Here is a 21,789-nt window from a genome sequence, read left to right as displayed (position 1 = left end):
GACGGCTTATTTTTACTGTAACAAAAAGCCGCACAAGCCCATTCCTGTGGGGTTTCGCTCGGTTTTGTGATCTCTAGCAGACTCGTCCTGCGCTGTCGAGATATGGCGCCCGTGGCCGTTTGCGTATACTGCGCAGATGTTTTTTCCAACGGCTTTGCGTCCGCGGTACGCCAAATGGCTGATCGCAACCGGACTCTTCCTGATGCTCAGTGGCTGTGTTGATAAACCCAACACACTGGAGCGCATAAAGGAGGATGGTGTGCTGCGGGTGATTACCCGTAACAGCCCCGCCACCTACTTTCAGGATCGCAGCGGTGAAACCGGCTTCGAATACGAGCTGGTGAAGCGCTTCGCCGACGATTTGGGCGTAGAACTCAAGATCGAGACCGCCGACAACCTCGATGACCTTTTCGATCAGATCGGCAAACCCAACGGCCCGGTGTTGGCTGCCGCCGGTCTGGTCAGCAGCGATCAGCGCAAGCAGCAGGTGCGGTTCTCGCACTCCTACCTTGAAGTCACCCCGCAGATCATCTATCGCAACGGCCAGTCGCGGCCGACCGATCCTGGTGATCTGGTCGGCAAGAAGATCATGGTGCTCAAAGGCAGTACCCATGCCGAACAACTGGCGGAGCTGAAAAAGAAATTCCCCGGCATCGACTATGAAGAGTCCGATGCGGTTGAAGTGGTCGACCTGCTACGCATGGTCGATGAAGGTCAGATTGACCTGACCCTGGTCGACTCCAACGAAGTGGCGATGAACCAGGTTTACTTCACCAATATTCGCGTGGCCTTCGACCTTGGCGATGCGCGCAGCCAGAGCTGGGCGGTCGGCCCGGGCGAAGACAACAGCCTGCTCAACGAAATCAACGCGTATCTGGACAAGGTGCAGAAGAACGGCACCTTGCAACGCTTGAAGGATCGTTATTACGGTCACGTCGATGTGCTTGGCTATATGGGCGCTACGACCTTCGCCCAGCACTTGCAGCAGCGCCTGCCGAAATACGAACAGCACTTCAAGAACTACGCGAAGAAAGAGAAAGTCGACTGGCGCCTGCTGGCGGCGATCGGTTATCAGGAATCATTGTGGCAACCGACCGTCACCTCGAAAACCGGCGTGCGCGGGCTGATGATGCTGACCCAGAACACCGCGCAGGCGATGGGCGTATCCAACCGCCTCGACCCCAAGCAGAGCATCATGGGCGGCGCCAAGTACCTGGCTTACATGAAGGACCAGCTCGACGACTCGATCAAGGAGCCGGATCGCACCTGGTTCGCGCTGGCGGCGTACAACGTCGGCAGCGGCCATCTGGATGACGCGCGCAAGCTGACGGCCAAGGAAGGGTTGAACCCGGACAAATGGCTGGATGTGAAGAAGATCCTGCCGCGCCTGTCGCAAAAGCAGTGGTACAGCAAAACCCGTTATGGCTACGCCCGTGGCGGCGAGCCGGTGCACTTTGTGGCGAACATTCGTCGCTACTACGACATTTTGACCTGGGTGACCCAGCCGCAACTTGAGGGCGACCAGGTGGCTGAAGGCAATTTGCATGTGCCGGCCATCGACAAGTCAAAACCCGCTCAAGAACCTGCCCCGCTTTAAAGCAAAAGATCGCAGCCTTCGGCAGCTCCTACAGGGATACACATTCCAATGCAGGAGCTGCCGAAGGCTGCGATCTCTTGATCTTAACCCTTGAGAGCAGCCGCCAGAATCAGCGCTTTCATCTCGGACACGGCAGACTTGAAGCCGACGAACAACGCATGCGCCACCAGCGCATGGCCGATGTTCAGCTCGTTGATCCCCTTGATCGCCGCCACCGCCTCAACGTTGTGATAGTGCAGGCCATGACCGGCATTGACGATCAGACCTTGGGCCAGACCAAACGCCACACCGTCCGCCACACGCTTCAATTCTTCAGCCACTTCGGTCGGGGTTTCAGCATCGGCATAACGACCGGTGTGCAGCTCGATGGCTGGCGCACCAACACGCTTCGACGCAGCAATCTGGCGCTCGTCGGCATCGATGAACAGCGACACTTCGCTGCCGATCTTCGACAGACGCTCGACCGCTGCCTTGATGCGTTCCTCCTGCCCCGCTACATCCAGACCACCTTCAGTGGTCAGCTCCTGACGGGTTTCCGGTACCAGGCAAATGTGCGCCGGACGGATGCGTTCGGCGAACGCCATCATTTCTTCGGTGACGCCCATTTCGAAGTTCATGCGGGTTTGCAGCACGTCCTTGAGCAGCAGAACATCGCGCTCCTGAATGTGTCGGCGGTCTTCACGCAGGTGCACGGTGATGCCATCGGCGCCCGCCTCTTCCGCGTCCAGTGCAGCCTTGACCGGATCCGGATAGCGCGTGCCACGGGCCTGACGCAGGGTGGCGACGTGGTCGATGTTCACGCCAAGAAGAATGCGATTGCTGGTGGTCACGGATGCGCGCTCCTGAAGGAAAAGATTCGGCGCACAGCATACACGGTGAAGGGTCTGTTTACGTCTGGGCGCGGCGGCAACGGGATGCTGGCTGAGTGCAGGGCAAGGCGCGAGGAACGAAGTTTGGTTGCGCCAAATGAGTTCCGAGCAACGCGGCCCTGCGCGCAGCCAGCGCCCGTTGCGCCACGTCCAGACGTAAACAGACCCTTAGGGCTTGCGAAACAGCTCACGACTGACGAGAGGACGACCGCCCAAATGAACGGCCAATGCCTGGCGCATCAAGCGCTTGGCGGCGGACAGCGCACCGGGCGCGGTCCAGTCGGCTTCGGCCATGGCCAGTAGCTCAACGCCGTTGAACAGGCCCGGTTGCAGCAGGAAGACTCGCTCAAGACCGGCATCCACTTGCAGACGATAGAGACCGTCCGGCGCGACGGGTTCGCCATGGACATCAGTGTTCAACGAAAAGCCGTAACCAAGATCATCCAGCAGCCGCCATTCGAAGGAGCGCAGCAATGGCTCCAGCGGTCGCCCCTCGGCCAGTGCCAGCAAAGTCGCGGCGTAGTGATCAAAGACCCCCGGGTGCGGGTCTTCGGCAGGCAGCAGGCGAATCAGCAATTCATTCAGGTAGAGACCGCTGAACAGCGCCTCGCCATTGAGCCACGCCGAAGTGCCAGAACTCTCCATGCGCCCGACATTCTTCAACTCACCCTTGCCACGGAATTCGACTTCCAGCGACACGAACGGCCGCGCCAATGTCCCGGCCTTGCCCCGCGCACTGCGCAACACCGCCCGCAGCCGCCCTTGCGGCGTGAGGAAATCCACCAACGCACTGGTTTCGCGGTAGGCGCGACTGTGCAGGACGTAGGCGGGTTGGGCGGGAGGCGGGTTTTGCGACATTGAGTTCTCGATGAAGAAACGCAGATTTACACACAACCCAAAACCACTGTGGGAGCGAGTCTGCTCGCGAAAGCGGAGTGACAGTCAACATCAATGCTGAATGTTACATCCTCTTCGCGAGCAGGCTCGCTCCCACAGTGGGTATCGGTGTTCTCTGGAACGGTGATTACAGGTCGCCGTAACCCAGCGAACGCAGCGCACGCTCGTCGTCGGACCAGCCGCCCTTCACCTTGACCCACAGGTTGAGCATGATCTTGGAGTCGAACAGCAGCTCCATGTCCTTGCGCGCTTCGGTACCGATGCGTTTGATGCGCTCGCCCTTGTCGCCAATGATGATCTTCTTCTGGCCGTCACGTTCAACGAGGATCAAAGCGTGGATGTGCAGGGTTTTACCCTGCTGCTTGAACTCTTCGATCTCGACGGTGATCTGGTACGGCAGCTCGGCGCCCATCTGGCGCATGATTTTCTCGCGCACCAGCTCGGCGGCGAGGAAGCGGCTGCTGCGGTCAGTGATCTGGTCTTCCGGGAAGAAGTGATCGTTCTCCGGCAGATGGTCAGCGATGACCTTTTCCAGCGCGTCGAGGTTGTGCCCGTGCTGCGCGGAAATCGGAATGATCTGCGCGTTCGGCAGCTGTTCCTGCAACCAGCTCAGGTGCGGCATCAACTCGGCTTTGTCTTCGATGCGGTCGGTCTTGTTCAGCGCGACGATCAGCGGGCCAGTTACGTATTGCACGCGCTCGAGGACCATCTGGTCTTCGTCGGTCCACTTGGTGCGGTCAACGACGAAGATCACCACGTCGACGTCTTTCAACGCGGCCGAAGCGGTCTTGTTCATGTAACGGTTGAGGGCCTTTTCGCCACCCTTGTGCATGCCCGGGGTGTCGACGTAGATTGCTTGCACGTCACCCTCGGTTTTGATCCCGAGCATGTTGTGGCGAGTGGTCTGCGGCTTGCGCGAAGTGATCGCGAGCTTCTGGCCAAGGATGTGGTTCAGCAGCGTCGACTTACCGACGTTGGGACGGCCGACGATGGCAACATAGCCACAGCGAGTTGCGTTTGTATCAGTCATTGCCATTCTCCACGCCCAGGGCAATCAGTGCTGCGGCGGCCGCTACCTGTTCGGCAATACGACGGCTCACACCCTGACCTCGGCTTTTTTCATTCAGTAAGACAACTTCGCACTCGACGAAGAAGGTTCGGCAGTGCGGCTCGCCCTGGATATCCACCACTTCATAGCGTGGCAGATCGCAACCGCGCGATTGCAGGTGTTCCTGCAGACGGGTTTTCGGGTCCTTGTTGGTGTCGACCAGCGTCAAGCCTTCGAACTCACCAGCCAGCCAGGCCAGTACACGCTCGCGCGCCATATCCATGCCGGCGTCGAGATAGATCGCACCGATCAAGGCTTCGAGGGCATCGGCCAGAATCGATTCACGACGGAAACCGCCGCTCTTCAGCTCACCGGAACCCAGTCGCAAGTAATCACCAAGGTCAAAACCGCGCGCCAGTACGGCCAGCGTCTCACCTTTTACCAAACGTGCGCGCAAACGCGACAACTGGCCTTCGCGGGCCAGCGGGAAGCGATCGAACAGCGCCTCGCCAGCGACGAAGTTGAGGATGGCATCGCCGAGGAATTCCAGGCGTTCGTTGTTGCGCCCGGCAAAACTGCGGTGCGTCAGGGCCAGCAGCATCAGCTCCTGATCCTTGAAGGTGTAACCGAGCTGGCGCTCGAGACGGCTTAGAGAAACGCTCACGGTTTACCCACGCTGAGTTCGTGGCTGGATTCCACTGCCATCGCCGGGATGCGGCGCAGGCCTGGGACAATTAACGCTGTGTTCAAAAATTAAATCCTGGCGATTGCGAAGCCGATTGTGCCGGCTCCAGAAATGCATTCGGCGCTGTGGTCAACAGCGCCGTGTGTAATTACTTGATCAGGCCAACCCGCGAAAAATTCGGCAGGTGACTGAGTTTCGGTTCCGGCCAGCTCATCCAGACCGCGAAGGCCTTGCCGACGATATTCTGGTCGGGAACCATGCCCAGCAGATCCTTGGGAATGTTCGGATCATCCCAATAGCGACTGTCGTTCGAGTTGTCGCGGTTGTCGCCCATCATGAAATAGTGCCCGGCAGGCACTGTCCACGAGCGATCCGGCGTGGCGCGGTAGCGGCTCATTTCCTTGCGGATCAGATGCTCGGCGGCGCCCAGTTTCTCTTTGTACAGTTCGGCGCTGCCCAGTGTGCCCGGCTCGGCGCCGACCATTTGCTCGGCAATCGATTCGCCATTCACAAACAGACGCTTGTCAGCGGTGTAACGCACCGTGTCGCCCGGCAGGCCAACCACACGCTTGATGTAGTTGACGTTCGGATCGCTCGGGTAGCGGAACACCATCACATCGCCACGCTGTGGATCACCGACTTCGATGATTTTCTTGTCGATCACCGGCAGGCGGATCCCGTAAGAAAACTTGTTCACCAGAATGAAGTCGCCGACGTCCAGGGTTGGCTTCATCGAACCGGACGGGATCTGGAACGGTTCCACAAGGAACGAACGCAGCACCAGCACGATGAACAACACCGGGAAGAACGACTTGCCGTATTCAACCAGCAGCGGCTCTTTGTTCAGTTTCTCGACCACCACGACATCGGGCTGACTGACACTGCCTTGATAAGAGGCAATGGCAGCACGCCGACGCGGCGCCAGGATCAACAGATCAAGCAACGCCAACAGGCCGCAGACGAACACGGCGATGACCAGCAACAGCGGGAAATTTAGTGACATAGGACCTAACTATCCAACCTGAGCACTGCAAGGAAGGCTTCTTGTGGAATTTCCACGTTGCCGACCTGCTTCATGCGTTTCTTACCGGCCTTTTGCTTCTCGAGCAGTTTCTTCTTACGGCTGACGTCACCGCCGTAGCATTTGGCCAATACGTTCTTTCTGAGTGCCTTGACGGTGGTCCGGGCAACGATCTGACCACCAATGGCGGCCTGGATGGCTACGTCGAACATCTGACGAGGAATCAGTTCTTTCATTTTCTCGGTCAACTGGCGACCTTTGTAGTGCGAGTTGTCACGGTGCACGATCAACGCCAGGGCATCGACCTTGTCGCCGTTGATCAGCACGTCCAGTTTCACCAGATTAGCCGATTGGTAACGGTCGAAATGGTAATCCAGCGAAGCATAGCCACGGCTGGTGGATTTGAGACGGTCGAAGAAGTCCAGGACCACTTCGTTCATCGGCAGGTCGTAGGTGACTTGCACCTGATTGCCGAGGAACAGCATGTCGACTTGAACGCCGCGCTTCTCGATGCACAGGGTGATGACGTTGCCCAGGTGTTCCTGCGGCACCAGAATGTTGGCGCGCACGATCGGCTCGCGCATGTCTTCGATCGACGAGACATCCGGCAGCTTGGACGGGTTGTCGACGTAAATCGTTTCACCGGTTTTCAGCACCAGTTCGAAAATTACCGTCGGTGCCGTGGTGATCAGGTCCAGGTCGTACTCGCGCTCGAGACGTTCCTGGATGATTTCCATGTGCAGCATGCCGAGGAACCCGCAACGGAAGCCGAAGCCCAGTGCATCGGAGCTTTCCGGGGTGTATTGCAGCGACGAGTCGTTGAGGGTCAGCTTCTGCAGCGCTTCGCGGAAATCCTCGAAGTCGTCGGAGCTGACCGGGAACAGACCGGCGTAAACCTGTGGCTGGATGCGTTTGAAGCCGGGCAGCACTTCAACGTCCGGGGTCGAGCTCAGGGTCAGGGTGTCACCGACCGGTGCACCGTGAATGTCCTTGATGCTGGCGATGATAAAGCCCACTTCACCGGCCTTGAGGTCAGACGTGGCAGTGTGTTTCGGGTTGAACACGCCAACGCTGTCGACCAGATGGATCTTGCCGGTGGACTTGACGAGGATCTTGTCACCCTTCTTCACGCGACCATGACGCACGCGTACCAGGGAGACAACGCCCAGGTAGTTGTCGAACCAGGAGTCGATGATCAACGCTTGCAGCGGATCTTCGATATTGCCGGTCGGCGCAGGAATGGTGTGCACCAGACGCTCGAGCACTTCGTCGACACCCAGGCCGGTCTTGGCGCTGCAGGTGACGGCGTCGGTGGCATCGATGCCAATGATCTTCTCGATTTCGTCTTTGACGCGATCAGGGTCGGCCTGCGGCAGGTCGATCTTGTTCAGCACCGGCATGACCTCAAGGCCCTGCTCGATCGCGGTGTAGCAGTTGGCTACGGACTGAGCTTCAACGCCCTGACCGGCATCCACTACCAGCAAGGCACCTTCACACGCGGCCAGGGAACGGCTGACTTCGTAGGTGAAGTCGACGTGGCCCGGGGTGTCAATGAAGTTCAGCTGATACTTGATGCCATCTTTGGCCGTGTAATAAAGGGTGACGCTGTGGGCCTTGATGGTGATCCCGCGTTCACGCTCCAGATCCATGGAGTCCAGTACCTGGGCTTCCATTTCACGCTCGGCCAGGCCGCCGCACATCTGGATGAAGCGATCGGCCAGCGTCGACTTGCCATGGTCAATGTGGGCGATGATGGAGAAATTGCGGATATGACTCAAATCACTCACGGATCAACACTCAAAAAGGCTGCAGGCATGGCCCGCCGAAAAATAGCCGGGAATTGTACCTGATACACGGCGCAAGCGTCACGTTCGCCTGTCATCCGGATTGCATGCAAAAACGCCCCGATCTGTCGACCGGGGCGTTTTCAAGTTCAAAGCGCGGGTAAAAAAGCGCGCATCAACCGGCTCTTCGCAGCAGCCAGACACCCGCCAGCGCACAGACACCGGCCGGTACCAGCACCGCAAACAGCGGCGAGAAACCGAACACCAGGCTCGACGGGCCGAGCAAATCCTGGACGATACGGAAGGTGAAGCCCACCAGCACGCCGGTGAACACCCGCTGACCGAGGGTCACCGAACGCAGCGGGCCGAAGATGAAGGAGATCGCCATCAGAACCAGCGCGGCAGTGACCAGCGGTTGCAACACCTTGACCCAAAATGCCAGCCAGTAGCGACCATTGCTCAAGCCCTGCTCGGACAAATAGTGGATATAGCCCCACAGACCGCTGATCGACAGCGATTCCGGGGCCATGACCACGGTGCTGAGCAGTTGCGGGCTCAACGCCACGTCCCATTGCTCGCTCGGGGCATTGACGACTTCAGTACTGCGCTCATGGAACAGCGTGGTGGCAACGTCGGTGAGCTGCCATTTATTGCCATCGAATTCGGCCTTCTTGGCGAAGCTCGAACTCAGCAGGTGGCGCTCTTTATCGAAGTGATAGCGCGTCACACCATACAACAGGCCGTTCGGTTGCACGGCGTTGATGTGAATGAACTCTTCTCCCTGACGGTGCCACATACCGTGCTTGGCGCTTTGCGCGTCGCCGCTGCCCTGCGCCAGCGAGCGATTGGCCTGGGCCATGCTTTCGGTCGCTGGAGCGACGTATTCGCCGATCAGCACGCCGGCCAGCATCAGCACCAGCATTGGCTTCATTACAGCCCAGACGATACGGCCGATGGACACGCCCGCAGCGCGCATGACCGTCAGCTCACTGCTGCTGGCCAGACTGCCGAGGCCGATCAGGCAACCGATCAATGCGGCCATTGGCAACATTTCGTAGAGACGGCGCGGCGCGGTCAGCAACACAAAGCTCAGAACATCGACCAGCGTGTAGGTTTCGCTGACGTCACCCATCTCATCGATAAAGGCAAACAAGGTCGCCAGACCGAGAATGATTGCCAGCACAGCAATGATCGCCATGAACACGCTGCTGCCGATGTAGCGATCGAGTTTAACCACGGGCCACCTCCAGCGCTGCGGAGCGACGGCTGGCCATCTTCAGGCGTAGCGGCTCCCAATAGAGCAGGCCAAGGCCGATGAACAAGAAGATCGCATGCACCCACCACAGACCTAGGGCCGGCGGGATCTTGCCCTTCTCGAGGGCACCGCGGGCGGCAATCAGAATGGTCAGGTAAGCCATATAAAGGAGAATCGCCGGCAGCAACTTGAGGAAACGCCCTTGGCGCGGATTGACGCGCGACAGCGGCACCGCCATCAGGGTCACGATAAATACCAGCAGCGGCAGGGACAAACGCCATTGCAGTTCGGTTTTCGAGCGGATGTCATCGCTGCCCAGCAGAGACGAGGTCGGCATGGCGTCACGGTCGGTGACTTCTTCGCTGACGTCCGGCTTGGGCAACAGCACGCCGTAGGTTTCGTAATGAATGGCACGGTAATCGGCCTGACCCGGGCTGCCGTCGTAGCGGTAGCCGTTATCGAGGATCAAATAGCGGTTGCCGTCGGGGCGCACTTCCTGGCGACCGCTTTCGGCCACCAGCACGGAAATCCCGCGATCCTTTTGATCGGCACCGAGGTTCTTCTGCGAAATGAATACGCTGCCCAGATTGACGCGATCGTCACTCAGGGTTTCGGTGTAGGTCACCCGAGTACCGTCACGCAGGGCCTGGAAACGCCCCGGCTCGAGGGTATCGAATTCGGTCAGCGCGTCCTGCTTGTTCAGCAGTAACTGGAACTGGTTGGCGCCTTGCGGGGCCAGGCCCAGACTCAGCCACGCCACGACCAGCGCAACCAGGGTCGCTGGGAACAAGGTCATGCGAAACAGCTTCTGCTGGCTCATGCCGGTGGCCGAAAGCACTGTCATCTCGCTTTCCAGGTACAGGCGACCGTACGCCAGCAGGATCCCGAGGAACAGGCCGAGCGGCAGAATCAGTTGCAGGAAACCCGGCAGACGAAAGCCCATGATCAGGAACAGCGAGCCCGGATCGAGCTGGCCGGCAGCGGCCTGAGCCAGATATTTGATGAAGCGACCGCTCATGATGATGACCAACAGCACGGCACTCACGGCGCTGAGGGTCAACAGGACTTCGCGGGACAGATAACGGAAGACGATCAAACCAGACACTCCAGGGTTGTCAGGCTAAGGCGGCCAAACAAGCAAACACATCGACCGGCCCGCAACGCAGAGCCGTCGAAAAAAGATGCGGCATTATCCTGTGATTGGGGGCGCCTGTCACTGCGCACACTCATCCATGCATGCAATACGTTGAAGATCGTACAACCTAGGGGGAGTTCTCAATTAGTTTTCACACCGCGCCGGGTCTGCTGTTGTGCAGGGCAAGGCGCGAGAAGCGTGGTTTGGTCATTCCAAATAAGCTTCGAGCAACGCAGCCCTGCACAACAGCAGGCCCGGCCCTTCGGGTTGTGCCTTAAAGCCGGCCAGTCTGCGTTGCAGGCATTGGAAAGGGAACAACCATTCCCAGCGGCCTGCGCCTTGCCTGGCTGGCTTTAAGGCGACAACGCGGTGTGAAAACCAATTGAGAACGCCCCCTAGGGTTGTCAGGTGCGGGGAGCGGGGTTCAAACTGCGGCCCTTGTCGCAGGCTTTGGCCTGCGCCTCTTCTATCTATAAGCAGGCGACTGCGGACACCGTCGAACGCCTGCGTGTTGACCATTCATTCAGGGATCCGGACATGGAACTGGTTGTAAAAAGCGTTAGCCCAGAAACGTTGAAAACCGCCACCCTGGTGGTTGCTGTCGGCGAAGGCCGCAAACTCGGCGTCGCCGCCAAACAGGTCGACGAACTGAGCGGTGGCGCGATCAGCGCCGTACTCAAGCGTGGCGACCTGGCTGGTAAAGTCGGTCAAAGCCTGCTGCTGCACAGCCTGCCGAACCTGAAAGCCGAGCGCGTGCTGCTGGTCGGTGTGGGCAAGGATGAAGAACTGGGCGACCGTCCGTTCCGTAAAATCGTGGCCGGCATCCTCAACACCCTGAAGGGTCTGGGCGGCAGCGACGCCGTGCTGGCGCTGGATGAAGTTATTGTCAAAAACCGCGACAGCTACGGCAAAACCCGTCTGCTGGCAGAAACCCTGGTCGATGGCGAATACACCTTCGACCAGTTCAAGAGCCAGAAAGCCGAACCGCGCGCCCTGAAGAAAATCACCCTGCTGACCATCAAGGCCGCCCAGGCCGAAGTGCAACGCGCCGTGAACCACGCGACCGCGATTGCCAATGGTATGGCCTTCACCCGCGATCTGGGCAACCTGCCGCCGAACATCTGCCACCCGACCTTCCTCGGCGAACAAGCGAAGAACCTCGGCAAAGAGTTCAAGGATCTGAAAGTCGAAGTCCTCGACGAGAAGAAGATCAAATCCCTGGGCATGGGCTCGTTCTACGCCGTCGGCCAGGGCAGCGAGCAGCCGCCGCGCCTGATCGTCATGCAATACAACGGCGGCAAGAAATCCGAAAAGCCGTACGCACTGGTCGGTAAAGGCATCACCTTCGACACCGGCGGCATCAGCCTGAAGCCAGGCGCCGGCATGGACGAAATGAAATACGACATGGGCGGCGCTGCCTCCGTGTTCGGCACCCTGCGCGCCGTGCTTGAGCTGAAACTGCCGATCAATCTGGTGTGCATCCTCGCTTGCGCGGAAAACATGCCGAGCGGCAACGCGACCCGTCCGGGCGACATCGTCACCACCATGAGCGGCCAGACCGTGGAAATCCTCAACACCGACGCCGAAGGCCGTCTGGTGCTTTGCGATGCGCTGACCTACTCCGAGCGCTTCAAGCCACAAGCCGTGATCGACATCGCCACCCTGACCGGCGCATGCGTCGTTGCACTGGGCGCGCACACCTCGGGCCTGCTGGGCAACAATGACGAACTGATCGACCAACTGCTCAGCGCCGGTAAAGCCGCTGACGACCGCGCCTGGCAATTGCCGCTGTTCGACGAGTACCAGGAACAACTGGACAGCCCGTTCGCCGACATCGCCAACATTGGCGGGCCGAAAGCCGGCACCATCACGGCTGCATGCTTCCTGTCGCGCTTCACCAAGAACCTCAACTGGGCGCACCTGGACATCGCGGGCACCGCATGGACCAGCGGCGGCAAGGACAAGGGCGCCACTGGCCGTCCAGTACCGCTGCTGACCCAGTACCTGCTGGATCGTGCCAAAGCCTGAACCCGCTGATGGGCGGCGTCACTTTCGGGTGACGCCGCCTGCTGCTCTGGAACCGCAATGACCAAAGTCGACTTCTATATCCTGCCCAGCGCCGATCCGTCGGCTCGCCTGGACTTTGCCTGCAAGCTCACCGAGAAAGCCTGGCGCATGGGGCACCGCATCTACCTGCATTGCAGCGATGCAGCTCAGCGCGACGATCTCGATGCGCGCCTGTGGGCATTCAAGGGCGAAACGTTCGTGCCGCATGGCCCTGCCGACAGTGAGCCGGACGGTTTGATTGTTTTGGGCCTGGGTGACGACTGCGGTCAGCATCAGGATTTACTGGTCAATCTCGACCTGAAAGTCCCGGCCTTCGCCAACAAATTCGCCCGAGTGGCGGAAGTGGTGGTCGAGGACCCGACGATTCGAGCGGCCGCGCGGGAGAGTTTCCGTTTCTACCGCGAACAGGGCTATCCTCTGCAAGATCACCGTTTACAGCGACTCTGAGCATTCCAATGGACACTCCGAAACCGCAGCAAAAGCCAACTCACCTGCTGGACGATCTTGAATCGATCCGCCAGTTGCTCGGCGATGACAACCTGCAACCACCTCTGTTGACCGATACGGTCGACGATGGCGAACAGGAACAGATTCCGATGTTGTTCGATTCGGTTGGCAACGAGCCGGCCGCTGTCGAACCACCACCCGCGCCAGCCCCGACACCCGCCGCCCCCCCGGCTGCGACCGCCGCCAAAGGCCCGGACGCCCTGCTCCACCTCGACAGCGAACTGCGCGCCGCCGCGCAATTGATCATGCAGGACGTGATCGACGACTTCGCGCCGCACATCGAAACCGAAATCAAACGCCGCCTCGATGCACGGATGGAACGGCTGCTCAGCCAGTACGAATAACGCACCCCGTGTAGGAGCTGCCGCAGGCTGCGATCTTTTGACCTTTGTTTTTTAAAGACAAGATCAAAAGATCGCAGCCTGCGGCAGCTCCTACATTTAGATCTCCATCCGGCCCGCCCCGCTCGCCCTCGGCCCCATGCCCCGCTATACTTCCCGGCTTTTCCTGAATAAATGCCAATAGGGTCCCGCCGCGCATGGATAAGACCTACCAGCCGCACGCCATTGAAACTTCCTGGTACAACACCTGGGAGTCCGAGAACTACTTCGCCCCGCAAGGCGCGGGCGACTCCTACACCATCATGATCCCGCCGCCGAACGTCACCGGCAGCTTGCACATGGGTCACGGTTTCAACAACGCGATCATGGACGCCCTGATCCGTTTCCGCCGCATGCAGGGTCGCAACACCCTGTGGCAGCCGGGCACCGACCACGCCGGTATCGCCACGCAGATGCTGGTGGAGCGTCAACTCGAAGCCCAGGGCCAGAATCGCCACGATCTGGGCCGCGAAAAATTCCTCGAGAAAGTCTGGGAATGGAAGGATCAGTCCGGCGGCAACATCAGCCGTCAGATCCGCCGCCTCGGCTCGTCCGTTGACTGGAGCCGCGAGCGCTTCACCATGGACGACGGCCTCTCGGAAGCGGTTAAAGAAGCGTTCGTGCGCCTGCACGAAGACGGTCTGATCTATCGCGGCAAGCGTCTGGTCAACTGGGACACCAAGCTGCACACGGCGATTTCCGACCTCGAAGTGGAAAACCACGACGAGAAAGGTTTCCTGTGGAACCTGAAGTACCCGCTGGCTGACGGCGTGAAAACCGCTGAAGGCAACGATTTCCTGATCGTCGCGACCACCCGTCCGGAAACCATGCTCGGCGACTCCGCCGTTGCGGTGAACCCGAACGATGAGCGCTACCAGGCCCTGATCGGCAAGTTTGTCGAGCTGCCACTGGTTGGCCGCCGCATCCCGATCATCGCCGACGATTACTGCGATCCTGAATTCGGCACCGGTTGCGTGAAAATCACCCCGGCCCACGATTTCAACGACTACGAAGTCGGCAAGCGCCACAACCTGCCGCTGCTGAACATCTTCGACAAGAATGCCAACGTGCTGCCGGCAGCCCAGGTGTTCAACCTCGACGGCACGCTCAACGACAGCATCGACGGCGCGATTCCAGCTGAGTACGCCGGTCTCGAGCGTTTTGAAGCGCGTAAGCAAATCGTTGCTGCGTTCGACGCCGCCGGCCTGCTGGTCAGCGTCAACGACCACGGCCTGAAAGTACCGAAAGGCGATCGCTCCGGCACCATCATCGAGCCGTGGTTGACCGACCAGTGGTACGTGTCGACCAAGCCTTTGGCCGAGCCTGCGATTGCCGCGGTTGAAGACGGTCGTATCCAGTTCGTGCCGAAGCAGTACGAAAACATGTACTTCTCGTGGATGCGCGACATCCAGGACTGGTGCATCAGCCGTCAGCTGTGGTGGGGCCACCGGATTCCGGCCTGGTACGACGAGTCGGGCAAGGTCTACGTCGGTCGCGACGAAGCCGAAGTGCGTGCCAAGCACAACCTCGGTCCGGACGTTGCCCTGCTGCAGGACAACGACGTACTCGACACCTGGTTCAGCTCCGGCCTGTGGACCTTCTCCACCCTCGGCTGGCCTGAGCAGACCGAGTTTCTGAAGAAATTCCACTCCACCGACGTACTGGTGACGGGCTTCGACATCATTTTCTTCTGGGTTGCCCGGATGATCATGCTGACCATGCACCTGATCAAAAACGAGGACGGCACCCCGCAAGTGCCGTTCAAGACCGTTTACGTGCACGGCCTGGTGCGCGATGGCCAGGGCCAGAAGATGTCCAAGTCCAAGGGCAACGTCCTTGACCCGCTGGACATCATCGACGGTATCGAACTGGAAGAACTGGTGCAGAAGCGCACTTCCGGCATGATGCAGCCGAAACTGGCGAAGAAGATCGAGAAGCAGACCCGCGACGAGTTCGCCGACGGCATCGCCAGCTACGGCACCGACGCCCTGCGCTTCACCTTCTGCTCGCTGGCCTCGACCGGTCGCGACATCAAGTTCGACATGGGCCGCGTTGAAGGCTATCGCAACTTCTGCAACAAGATCTGGAACGCAGCGCGCTATGTTCTGGACAAGGGCGAAGACTGCGGCCAGAACGGCGAAGCCTACGAGCTGTCGCTGGCCGATCGCTGGATCATCTCGCAGCTGCAACGCACCGAAGCCGAAGTGACCCGTCAACTCGATCAGTTCCGGTTCGACCTCGCCGCGCAAGCGCTGTACGAATTCATCTGGAACCAGTACTGCGACTGGTACCTGGAACTGTCCAAGCCTGTGCTGTGGGACGAGAACGCACCGGTTGAACGTCAGCGCGGCACCCGCCGTACGCTGGTTCGCGTACTGGAAGTGGCGCTGCGTCTGGCGCATCCGTTCATGCCGTTCATCACTGAAGAAATCTGGCAGCGCATTGCGCCGCTGGCCGGTATTCAGGGCAAGACGATCATGCTGCAAGCGTGGCCAGTGGCCAACGAAGAGCGCATTGATCCGGCCGCCGAAGACGATATCGAATGGCTCAAGGAACTGATGCTCGGCACGCGTAACATCCGTGGCGAAATGAACATCGGCCCGGGCAAGCCGTTGCCGATCTACTTGAAGAACGTCAGCGCTGAAGACCAGCGCCGTCTGACCGAGAACGAAGCGCTGCTGAAGAAACTGGCGCGTCTGGAATCGATCACTGTTCTGAAGGCTGGCGAAGAAGCACCGCTGTCCGCCACCGCACTGGTTGGCGAGATGGAAGTGCTGGTGCCGATGGCCGGCCTGATCGACAAGGGTGCCGAACTGGCACGCCTGGACAAGGAAATCCTGCGTCTGCAGGGCGAAGTCCAGCGCGTTGGCGGCAAACTGTCCAACGCCGGTTTCGTCGACAAGGCCCCGGCCGAAGTCATCGAGAAGGAACGCGCCAAATTGGCCGAGGCGGAACAAGCCTTGGGCAAACTGGCCGAGCAGCACGCGCGGATTGCCAGCCTGTAAGGGCAAATCGCAATGAAAAAGGGAGGCCCCGATGGCCTCCCTTTTTTATGCCCACCACATTTCCCCTGTAGGAGCTGCCGAAGGCTGCGATCTTTTGATCCTGCTCTTGAAAAACAAGATCAAAAGATCGCAGCCTTCGGCAGCTCCTACATGGGTTCGGCGCATGGCCCATCAATGTGGGACAATACCCGCCACTTTCAGCCATACCCGAATCGACCACGCCCATGAACGCCCCCCGCACACCCAAACCTGCGCGCAAGAAGCCTGACTCCGCGACCCCGGCCAAAACCGTCGAGCCGCGTGAAAAGGCCAGCCTGCACCCGCGCAATCGCCACCAGGGTCGTTACGACTTCCCGGCGCTGATCAAGACCACGCCGGAACTGGCGAAGTTCGTGATCACCAACCCGTACGGCAAGGAAAGCATCGACTTCGCCAGCCCCGACGCGGTACGCGTGTTCAACCGGGCGCTGCTCAAGTCGTTTTATGGCATCCAGCATTGGGACATTCCGGCGGACTACCTCTGCCCACCAGTACCGGGCCGTGCCGATTATGTGCACTTCCTCGCTGACCTGCTGGCCAGCATGAACGACGGCAAGGTCCCGCGCGGCGCGATCGTCAACGTGCTGGACATCGGCATGGGTGCCAACTGCGTGTATCCGCTGATCGGTAACAGCGAATACCGCTGGCACTTCCTCGGTTCGGAGATCGATCCGACCGCCGTGGCCGCAGCCAAAGCCATCGTCCAGTCCAACGATCTGAGCAAGGTGATCCAGCTGCGCCAGCAGGAAAACCGCAAGCACATCCTGATCGGCTTGCTGGAGCCGGGCGAGCGCTTTGACCTGACCATGTGCAATCCGCCGTTCCACGCCTCGATGGACGAAGCGACCAAGGGCAGCGAGCGCAAATGGCGCGCACTGGGCAAGGCCGACCCGAAACGCAAACTGCCAGTGTTGAACTTCGGCGGGCAGTCGGCAGAGCTGTGGTGTGAAGGTGGCGAAGCGCGATTCGTGACGCAACTGATCGCCGAGAGCGCGAACTTTCAGCATAAGGTGCTGTGGTTCAGCACCTTGGTGTCGAAAGCGTCGAACCTGCCGGCCATCGAAACCGCGCTGAAAAAGGCCGGCGTGCTGGAGAGTCAGGTCGTGGAGATGTCTCAGGGCCAGAAGCAAAGCCGTTTCGTCGCCTGGACTTTCCAGACCAAGTCCGAGCAGCAGATCTGGCGCCGCGAGCGCTGGGTTCGCTGATAGCTGCGCAGATGCCCCTGTAGGAGCTGCGGCACGCTGCGATCTTTTGATCTTGATCCTGTGAAGAACAAGATCAAAAGATCGCAGCCTCGTTTCACTCGACAGCTCCTACAAGGCGGTGTTATTCCTCGCCAAATCGCAGACACAAAAAAACCGTGCCCGGATCGCTCCGGAGCACGGTTTTTTTTCGCAGCGTCTTACTTGTTCACAGCGTCGGTCAGGCCTTTGGCCACAACCAGCTTGATCACTTTCTTCGCAGGGATTTCGATGGCAGCGCCAGTCGAAGGGTTACGGCCAGTGCGGGCAGGACGCTCGGTCACTTTCAGCTTGCCGATACCTGGCAAGGTGATTTCGCCGCCGTTTTCCAGCTGATCGGCAACGATTTGGCCCAGTTGGTCCAGAGCGTTACGCGCGGTGGTTTTCGGCGCGTCGATAGCTTCAGCGATGTCGGCGATCAGTTGGTCTTTAGTAAGAGCCATGTAGTGTTCCTTCCCTATCAAATTCATATGGATTGCAGAGTGCAGTGTCAGCCATCGAGCCCGATCTTCTGGATCTGGCACCCTCGGCGATAACCACGACGAGTCGGGTTATAGATACCGAAATCAGGGTTTGGTTCGACCTGACAAATGCTGATTGCACGCTTAACGCAGTGACTTCGCGTAAGACCGGGCAAAACTAGCACAGAGACGGGGAAATATCCGCCTCTAGCTACCCATTTGGTCAGCTTTATTGCGCTAAATCGGTAAAAAACTGCATATGCGTCAGTGCGCGCCCCGGTTTTGCCCTACAACCCCCTGTAGGAGCTGCCGAAGGCTGCGATCTTTTGATCTGGCTTTTCAAGAAAACAAGTTCAAAAGATCGCAGCCTTCGGCAGCTCCTACGGAGAGTCTCGACCGGAGATTCGGGTACACTTAGCGCTTTTTCGGGGGAGCCTGCCCTCCTCCCTTCCAACAGCCGAGAAGCCCATGCCGATCCGTCATTGCATCGTCCACCTGATCGACAAAAAACCCGACGGCACACCCGCAGTTCTGCACGCCCGTGACACGGAACTGGCCGAGTCTGCAGCCATCGAGAACATGCTCGCCGACCTCAACGAGAGCTATAACGCCAAACAGGGCAAAGCCTGGGGCCTGTTCCATCCGGAATCCGGCGCGTTCCCGTTCAGCGGCTGGCTGAAGGAATACATGGAAGGCAGCAAGGATTTCACCGCGTTCAGCAAAGTCGCGGTCGAACATCTGCAAAAACTGATGGAAGAGTCGAATCTGTCGGTCGGCGGACACGTGCTGTTCGCTCACTATCAACAAGGCATGACCGATTACCTGGCGATCGCCCTGCTGCACCACAGCGAAGGCGTGGCAGTGACCGATGAGCTGGACGTGACCCCGTCGCGCCACCTCGACCTCGGCCAATTGCATCTGGCGGCGCGGATCAACGTTTCCGAGTGGCAGAACAACAAGCAATCCAAGCAGTACATCTCGTTCATCAAGGGCAAGAACGGTAAAAAGGTTTCGGAATACTTCCGCGACTTCATCGGCTGCCAGGAAGGCGTCGACGGCCCGGGCGAGACGCGCACGCTGCTCAAGGCTTTCAGCGACTTCGTAGAAAGCGAAGACCTGCCGGAAGAATCCGCCCGCGAAAAGACCAAGACCTTGGTGGATTACGCCAGCAGCCAGGCCAAACTCGGCGAGCCGATGGGTCTGGAAGAACTCTCGGAGCTGATCGACGAGGAGCGCCCGAAAGCCTTCTACGATCACATCCGCAACAAGGACTACGGCCTGTCGCCGGAAATTCCGGCGGACAAACGCACCCTCAACCAGTTCCGCCGCTTCACCGGACGCGCCGAAGGCCTGTCGATCAGCTTTGAAGCGCACCTGCTGGGTTCGAAGATCGAGTACGACGAAGAAGCTGGGACCTTGGTAATCAAAGGCCTGCCAACGTCGCTGACCGATCAGCTGAAGCGGCGCAACTGATGCTCGGCAATGTGCTGAAGAAGGTGGCGCTGGTTCTGCTGGTGGTCGTGGTCTATCAGAACTGGGGCAAGATCGAGCGGGTGTTCAATCCGTCGCAGATGGTTGCAGAGCAGACACGCGCGCAGGCGAATGTCGTGCTCTACGCCACCGACTGGTGCGGCTACTGCAAGCAGACCAAACGTTTTCTCGACAGCAAAGGGATTGCGTTCAAGGAGTTCGATATCGAGAAGGATGCCGAAGCGCGCAAGGCGTATGAGGCATTGGGTGGGCGCGGGATTCCGCTGATTGACGTGAATGGCACGTTGATTCGCGGTTTTGACCCGGACGAAATCCTCGCCGCCCTGAAGTAACAACAAGATCAAAAGATCGCAGCCTGCGGCAGCTCCTACATGAGATTTGTGTAGGAGCTGCCGCAGGCTGCGATCTTTTGCTTTTAGCGGGCTTCGATGCGGAAACCAAAACGCGGGAAGTGCACATGCACCACGCCACCGCGCTCGTCTTCACGACGAATGATCAGCTCTTCACTGCCGGCAAACAGCAACTCCCCCACCACCGGATCAACTCCATAATCCGTCGCGGCAATCGCCACTTGCTGGCCAGCCTTGAAGCCGTTCGGATCAACAAACTGCTCATCCGGCAATGCCGCCGGTGTCGCGTTGCGTGCAACCTCAAGCGCCTCTTCCGACGTCATCGCACTGGCTGCGCCATGGCCAAAGCCCAGCACTCGGCCCAACCAGGCCGAGATAGCCGGATACTCATCCACCAGCGGTGCAGTGACGTGAGTGGCCTTGAGGAACCACAGCGGATGCGCCAGCGCGAAGTCGGCAATCGACGGCTCGCCGAACAGGTAGTCGCCCTGTTCGCGCTGCAACTGCTGCTCAAGGCGGGCCATGATCGTCGGCCATTGATGCTTGGCCTGTTCGGCAGACAAACGCGTGGCGCTGCCACCACTGAACAGACCGGCGCGGTCGGCGATAAAAGCTTTGATCGCTTCCGGCGGTAACTTGGCAAAACGCACCGCCACCGATTCCGGTTGGAACACCAGACTAACGGCATGCTGGAACACCACCGAATCAGCCCATGTGGCAAAACTCGCTGCGGTGAATTCCTGGCCCTCGGGAAAGAACGCCGGCAAGGCCTTTTCCTGCTCCAGGCGACGGGCGATTAAAGATGTGTCGCAATAGATATCAGCGCCAATCTGCAGCACCGGGGTTTTGCGATAGCCGCCAGTGAGGGCGGTCAGATCCGGTTTCGGCATCACCGGCGAAATATGCACCGAGCGCCACGACAAGCCTTTGAAGCCCAGTAGCAGACGGGCCTTCTCGGCAAATGGGGAGGTCGGGTAGTGATGCAGAATCAACTCGGACATGCTCGGCTCCGCCGCTCAGATAGTGAGCCAGCAGCTTAGCGTGCATTTGCTTAGCAGCCTACAGATCTGCCTGATGGGAACCAATCAGTCAGATTGATAAGACGCTACCAGACATTCCTTGGCGCTCTTCCTGAGTTTTTTGATTAACCGTTCCTGGCGCAACGCATCGCTCTTGTCGCGACACAGTTCGGTGTAGACCAGCGCCATCGCCGGGCTGGAGAGGAAGAACCGTGCGCCTTTGCCGCTTTGATGCTTGGCGAAACGACGCACCGGGTCATCGCTGATCCCGCAGTACAACGAACCATTGGCGGCGCGAACGAGGTAGACGAACCAGGACTTGCTCACCGGTTCGGCCACATCGACAGATTTTTCGCTAAGGCTGGTCACTTCGGGATTAAGACGTGTAGGAAACATGCGGCGATCTTATCAGCGACCGGCCTGAAATGCCTTCAGTCCCTTCAATGCCTGAGCGCGTACGGCGTTGCGCACCAGCGGTGTCCAGCCCAGCAGCAGGCCCTTGAAACCCAGCGCCTGACGCGACCAGCGCCACAGGTCAAAGTGGTCGTGGTGCTCGCAGATCTTGCCGTCACGGAACACGAAGCGGGCCTGGATATCGTTGATGACGATGTTGCCGGTCTGGCTGAACAGATAAGTCGCGACCCAATGCGCGCCGCCGCTGCGCTCGTCGGCGCGAACGTTGTCGAAGGTCAGCGAGAAGTCTTTGGCGCGGGTGGTGAGCATGCGCCACATGTCGCCGGCATCGCGCCCGCGCAGCTCACCGAAGGCCGGGTCGCTGAATACGATGTCGTCGGTGTAGCAGGCGGCCATGGCTTCGGCGTCCAGGCGCTGGAAGGCCTGGTAGAAGCGGGTGATCAACGCGGCGTGGGCTTCGCTCATGGGCAATCTCCAAGATAGGTACAGATTGCCAGCACGATAATCTGCAATGCGCAGAAACA

General features: G+C 59.4%; 20 protein-coding genes. 8 read left to right on the top strand and 12 right to left on the bottom strand.

All coding sequences use genetic code 11. The features are described 5' to 3' along the window. Positions 1–136: 136 nt before the first annotated feature. The gene (mltF, locus tag M5G26_RS01025; protein ID WP_134174774.1) at positions 137–1,597 is read left to right on the top strand and encodes a membrane-bound lytic murein transglycosylase MltF; all 1,461 of its coding nucleotides are present in this window, start codon (positions 137–139) and stop codon (positions 1,595–1,597) included. A gap of 83 nt (positions 1,598–1,680) precedes the next feature. On the opposite strand, the gene pdxJ is transcribed toward mltF, so the two are convergent. From pdxJ to lptF, 8 genes are all read right to left on the bottom strand, one after another. Next, positions 1,681–2,427 carry a pyridoxine 5'-phosphate synthase gene (pdxJ, locus tag M5G26_RS01020; protein WP_047292711.1) on the bottom strand — a complete coding sequence of 249 codons (747 nt, stop codon included), beginning with the start codon at positions 2,425–2,427 and terminating at the stop codon, positions 1,681–1,683. A gap of 207 nt (positions 2,428–2,634) precedes the next feature. Then, positions 2,635–3,324, bottom strand: a complete 690-nt coding sequence (recO, locus tag M5G26_RS01015; RefSeq protein WP_038357692.1) for a DNA repair protein RecO — start codon at positions 3,322–3,324, stop codon at positions 2,635–2,637. Positions 3,325–3,490: 166 nt separating this feature from the next. Continuing rightward, entirely contained in the window at positions 3,491–4,393 is a 903-nt protein-coding gene (gene era / locus M5G26_RS01010; protein ID WP_007909024.1) for a GTPase Era, read from the bottom strand. Continuing rightward, positions 4,386–5,075, bottom strand: a complete 690-nt coding sequence (gene rnc, locus M5G26_RS01005) for a ribonuclease III (protein WP_016986099.1) — start codon at positions 5,073–5,075, stop codon at positions 4,386–4,388. The genes era and rnc overlap by 8 nt, the downstream gene beginning before the upstream one ends. Positions 5,076–5,244: 169 nt before the next feature. Beyond that, the gene (gene lepB / locus M5G26_RS01000) at positions 5,245–6,099 is read right to left on the bottom strand and encodes a signal peptidase I (protein ID WP_038357688.1); all 855 of its coding nucleotides are present in this window, start codon (positions 6,097–6,099) and stop codon (positions 5,245–5,247) included. Between the two features lie 5 nt (positions 6,100–6,104). Then, positions 6,105–7,904: a translation elongation factor 4 gene (lepA, locus tag M5G26_RS00995; RefSeq protein WP_038357686.1), complete on the bottom strand. Its 1,800-nt coding sequence runs from the start codon at positions 7,902–7,904 to the stop codon at positions 6,105–6,107. A 172-nt stretch (positions 7,905–8,076) separates the two neighbouring features. Beyond that, positions 8,077–9,138: an LPS export ABC transporter permease LptG gene (gene lptG / locus M5G26_RS00990; RefSeq protein WP_273914233.1), complete on the bottom strand. Its 1,062-nt coding sequence runs from the start codon at positions 9,136–9,138 to the stop codon at positions 8,077–8,079. Continuing rightward, positions 9,131–10,252: an LPS export ABC transporter permease LptF gene (gene lptF, locus M5G26_RS00985; RefSeq protein ID WP_007909044.1), complete on the bottom strand. Its 1,122-nt coding sequence runs from the start codon at positions 10,250–10,252 to the stop codon at positions 9,131–9,133. Before lptF ends, lptG begins: the two co-directional genes overlap by 8 nt. 576 nt (positions 10,253–10,828) lie before the next feature. On the opposite strand from lptF, the gene M5G26_RS00980 reads away from it, so the two are divergent. The 5 genes from M5G26_RS00980 to rlmF all read left to right on the top strand — a co-directional run bounded on the left by M5G26_RS00980 (position 10,829) and on the right by rlmF (position 17,494). After that, entirely contained in the window at positions 10,829–12,319 is a 1,491-nt protein-coding gene (locus M5G26_RS00980; RefSeq protein ID WP_077571238.1) for a leucyl aminopeptidase, read from the top strand. Positions 12,320–12,376: 57 nt separating this feature from the next. Further along, positions 12,377–12,805: a DNA polymerase III subunit chi gene (locus M5G26_RS00975; protein WP_064118423.1), complete on the top strand. Its 429-nt coding sequence runs from the start codon at positions 12,377–12,379 to the stop codon at positions 12,803–12,805. An 8-nt stretch (positions 12,806–12,813) separates the two neighbouring features. Further along, positions 12,814–13,209, top strand: a complete 396-nt coding sequence (locus tag M5G26_RS00970) for a DNA polymerase III subunit chi (RefSeq protein ID WP_134174766.1) — start codon at positions 12,814–12,816, stop codon at positions 13,207–13,209. A gap of 194 nt (positions 13,210–13,403) precedes the next feature. Next, positions 13,404–16,250, top strand: a complete 2,847-nt coding sequence (locus tag M5G26_RS00965) for a valine--tRNA ligase (RefSeq protein ID WP_273914232.1) — start codon at positions 13,404–13,406, stop codon at positions 16,248–16,250. A gap of 224 nt (positions 16,251–16,474) precedes the next feature. Beyond that, the gene (gene rlmF, locus M5G26_RS00960; protein WP_007909052.1) at positions 16,475–17,494 is read left to right on the top strand and encodes a 23S rRNA (adenine(1618)-N(6))-methyltransferase RlmF; all 1,020 of its coding nucleotides are present in this window, start codon (positions 16,475–16,477) and stop codon (positions 17,492–17,494) included. Between the two features lie 197 nt (positions 17,495–17,691). On the opposite strand, the gene M5G26_RS00955 is transcribed toward rlmF, so the two are convergent. Beyond that, positions 17,692–17,973 (bottom strand): HU family DNA-binding protein, encoded by a 282-nt coding sequence (locus M5G26_RS00955; protein ID WP_003221909.1) that lies wholly within the window; start codon positions 17,971–17,973, stop codon positions 17,692–17,694. A 486-nt stretch (positions 17,974–18,459) separates the two neighbouring features. Here M5G26_RS00955 and yejK point away from each other — a divergent pair, with 486 nt between their 5' ends. Both yejK and M5G26_RS00945 read left to right on the top strand, forming a co-directional pair. Next, positions 18,460–19,464, top strand: a complete 1,005-nt coding sequence (gene yejK / locus M5G26_RS00950) for a nucleoid-associated protein YejK (protein ID WP_273914230.1) — start codon at positions 18,460–18,462, stop codon at positions 19,462–19,464. Then, entirely contained in the window at positions 19,464–19,814 is a 351-nt protein-coding gene (locus M5G26_RS00945; RefSeq protein WP_008083649.1) for a glutaredoxin family protein, read from the top strand. The genes yejK and M5G26_RS00945 overlap by 1 nt, the downstream gene beginning before the upstream one ends. A gap of 83 nt (positions 19,815–19,897) precedes the next feature. On the opposite strand, the gene M5G26_RS00940 is transcribed toward M5G26_RS00945, so the two are convergent. From M5G26_RS00940 to M5G26_RS00930, 3 genes are all read right to left on the bottom strand, one after another. Next, positions 19,898–20,833 (bottom strand): glutathione S-transferase family protein, encoded by a 936-nt coding sequence (locus M5G26_RS00940; protein WP_273914229.1) that lies wholly within the window; start codon positions 20,831–20,833, stop codon positions 19,898–19,900. An 84-nt stretch (positions 20,834–20,917) separates the two neighbouring features. Further along, the gene (locus M5G26_RS00935) at positions 20,918–21,220 is read right to left on the bottom strand and encodes a GIY-YIG nuclease family protein (RefSeq protein WP_008083651.1); all 303 of its coding nucleotides are present in this window, start codon (positions 21,218–21,220) and stop codon (positions 20,918–20,920) included. A gap of 39 nt (positions 21,221–21,259) precedes the next feature. Further along, positions 21,260–21,730 carry a nuclear transport factor 2 family protein gene (locus M5G26_RS00930; RefSeq protein WP_134174760.1) on the bottom strand — a complete coding sequence of 157 codons (471 nt, stop codon included), beginning with the start codon at positions 21,728–21,730 and terminating at the stop codon, positions 21,260–21,262. Positions 21,731–21,789 lie beyond the last annotated feature (59 nt).

The organism is Pseudomonas sp. TNT2022 ID642, from assembly GCF_028656995.1.
In the GTDB taxonomy this organism is placed as follows: domain Bacteria; phylum Pseudomonadota; class Gammaproteobacteria; order Pseudomonadales; family Pseudomonadaceae; genus Aquipseudomonas.
The sequence above is the reverse complement of the archived record's forward strand: the minus strand, read 5'-3'. Positions and strand labels throughout refer to the sequence as shown.

What these genes read in the sequence shown, in the direction of transcription:
- mltF (WP_134174774.1), top strand. Translation starts at nt 137, where the DNA reads ATGTTTTTTCCAACGGCTTTGCGTCCGCGGTACGCCAAATGGCTGATC.
- recO (WP_038357692.1), bottom strand. Translation starts at nt 3,324, where the DNA reads ATGTCGCAAAACCCGCCTCCCGCCCAACCCGCCTACGTCCTGCACAGT.
- era (WP_007909024.1), bottom strand. Translation starts at nt 4,393, where the DNA reads ATGACTGATACAAACGCAACTCGCTGTGGCTATGTTGCCATCGTCGGC.
- lepB (WP_038357688.1), bottom strand. Translation starts at nt 6,099, where the DNA reads ATGTCACTAAATTTCCCGCTGTTGCTGGTCATCGCCGTGTTCGTCTGC.
- M5G26_RS00980 (WP_077571238.1), top strand. Translation starts at nt 10,829, where the DNA reads ATGGAACTGGTTGTAAAAAGCGTTAGCCCAGAAACGTTGAAAACCGCC.
- M5G26_RS00975 (WP_064118423.1), top strand. Translation starts at nt 12,377, where the DNA reads ATGACCAAAGTCGACTTCTATATCCTGCCCAGCGCCGATCCGTCGGCT.
- M5G26_RS00970 (WP_134174766.1), top strand. Translation starts at nt 12,814, where the DNA reads ATGGACACTCCGAAACCGCAGCAAAAGCCAACTCACCTGCTGGACGAT.
- M5G26_RS00965 (WP_273914232.1), top strand. Translation starts at nt 13,404, where the DNA reads ATGGATAAGACCTACCAGCCGCACGCCATTGAAACTTCCTGGTACAAC.
- rlmF (WP_007909052.1), top strand. Translation starts at nt 16,475, where the DNA reads ATGAACGCCCCCCGCACACCCAAACCTGCGCGCAAGAAGCCTGACTCC.
- M5G26_RS00955 (WP_003221909.1), bottom strand. Translation starts at nt 17,973, where the DNA reads ATGGCTCTTACTAAAGACCAACTGATCGCCGACATCGCTGAAGCTATC.
- yejK (WP_273914230.1), top strand. Translation starts at nt 18,460, where the DNA reads ATGCCGATCCGTCATTGCATCGTCCACCTGATCGACAAAAAACCCGAC.
- M5G26_RS00945 (WP_008083649.1), top strand. Translation starts at nt 19,464, where the DNA reads ATGCTCGGCAATGTGCTGAAGAAGGTGGCGCTGGTTCTGCTGGTGGTC.
- M5G26_RS00940 (WP_273914229.1), bottom strand. Translation starts at nt 20,833, where the DNA reads ATGTCCGAGTTGATTCTGCATCACTACCCGACCTCCCCATTTGCCGAG.
- M5G26_RS00930 (WP_134174760.1), bottom strand. Translation starts at nt 21,730, where the DNA reads ATGAGCGAAGCCCACGCCGCGTTGATCACCCGCTTCTACCAGGCCTTC.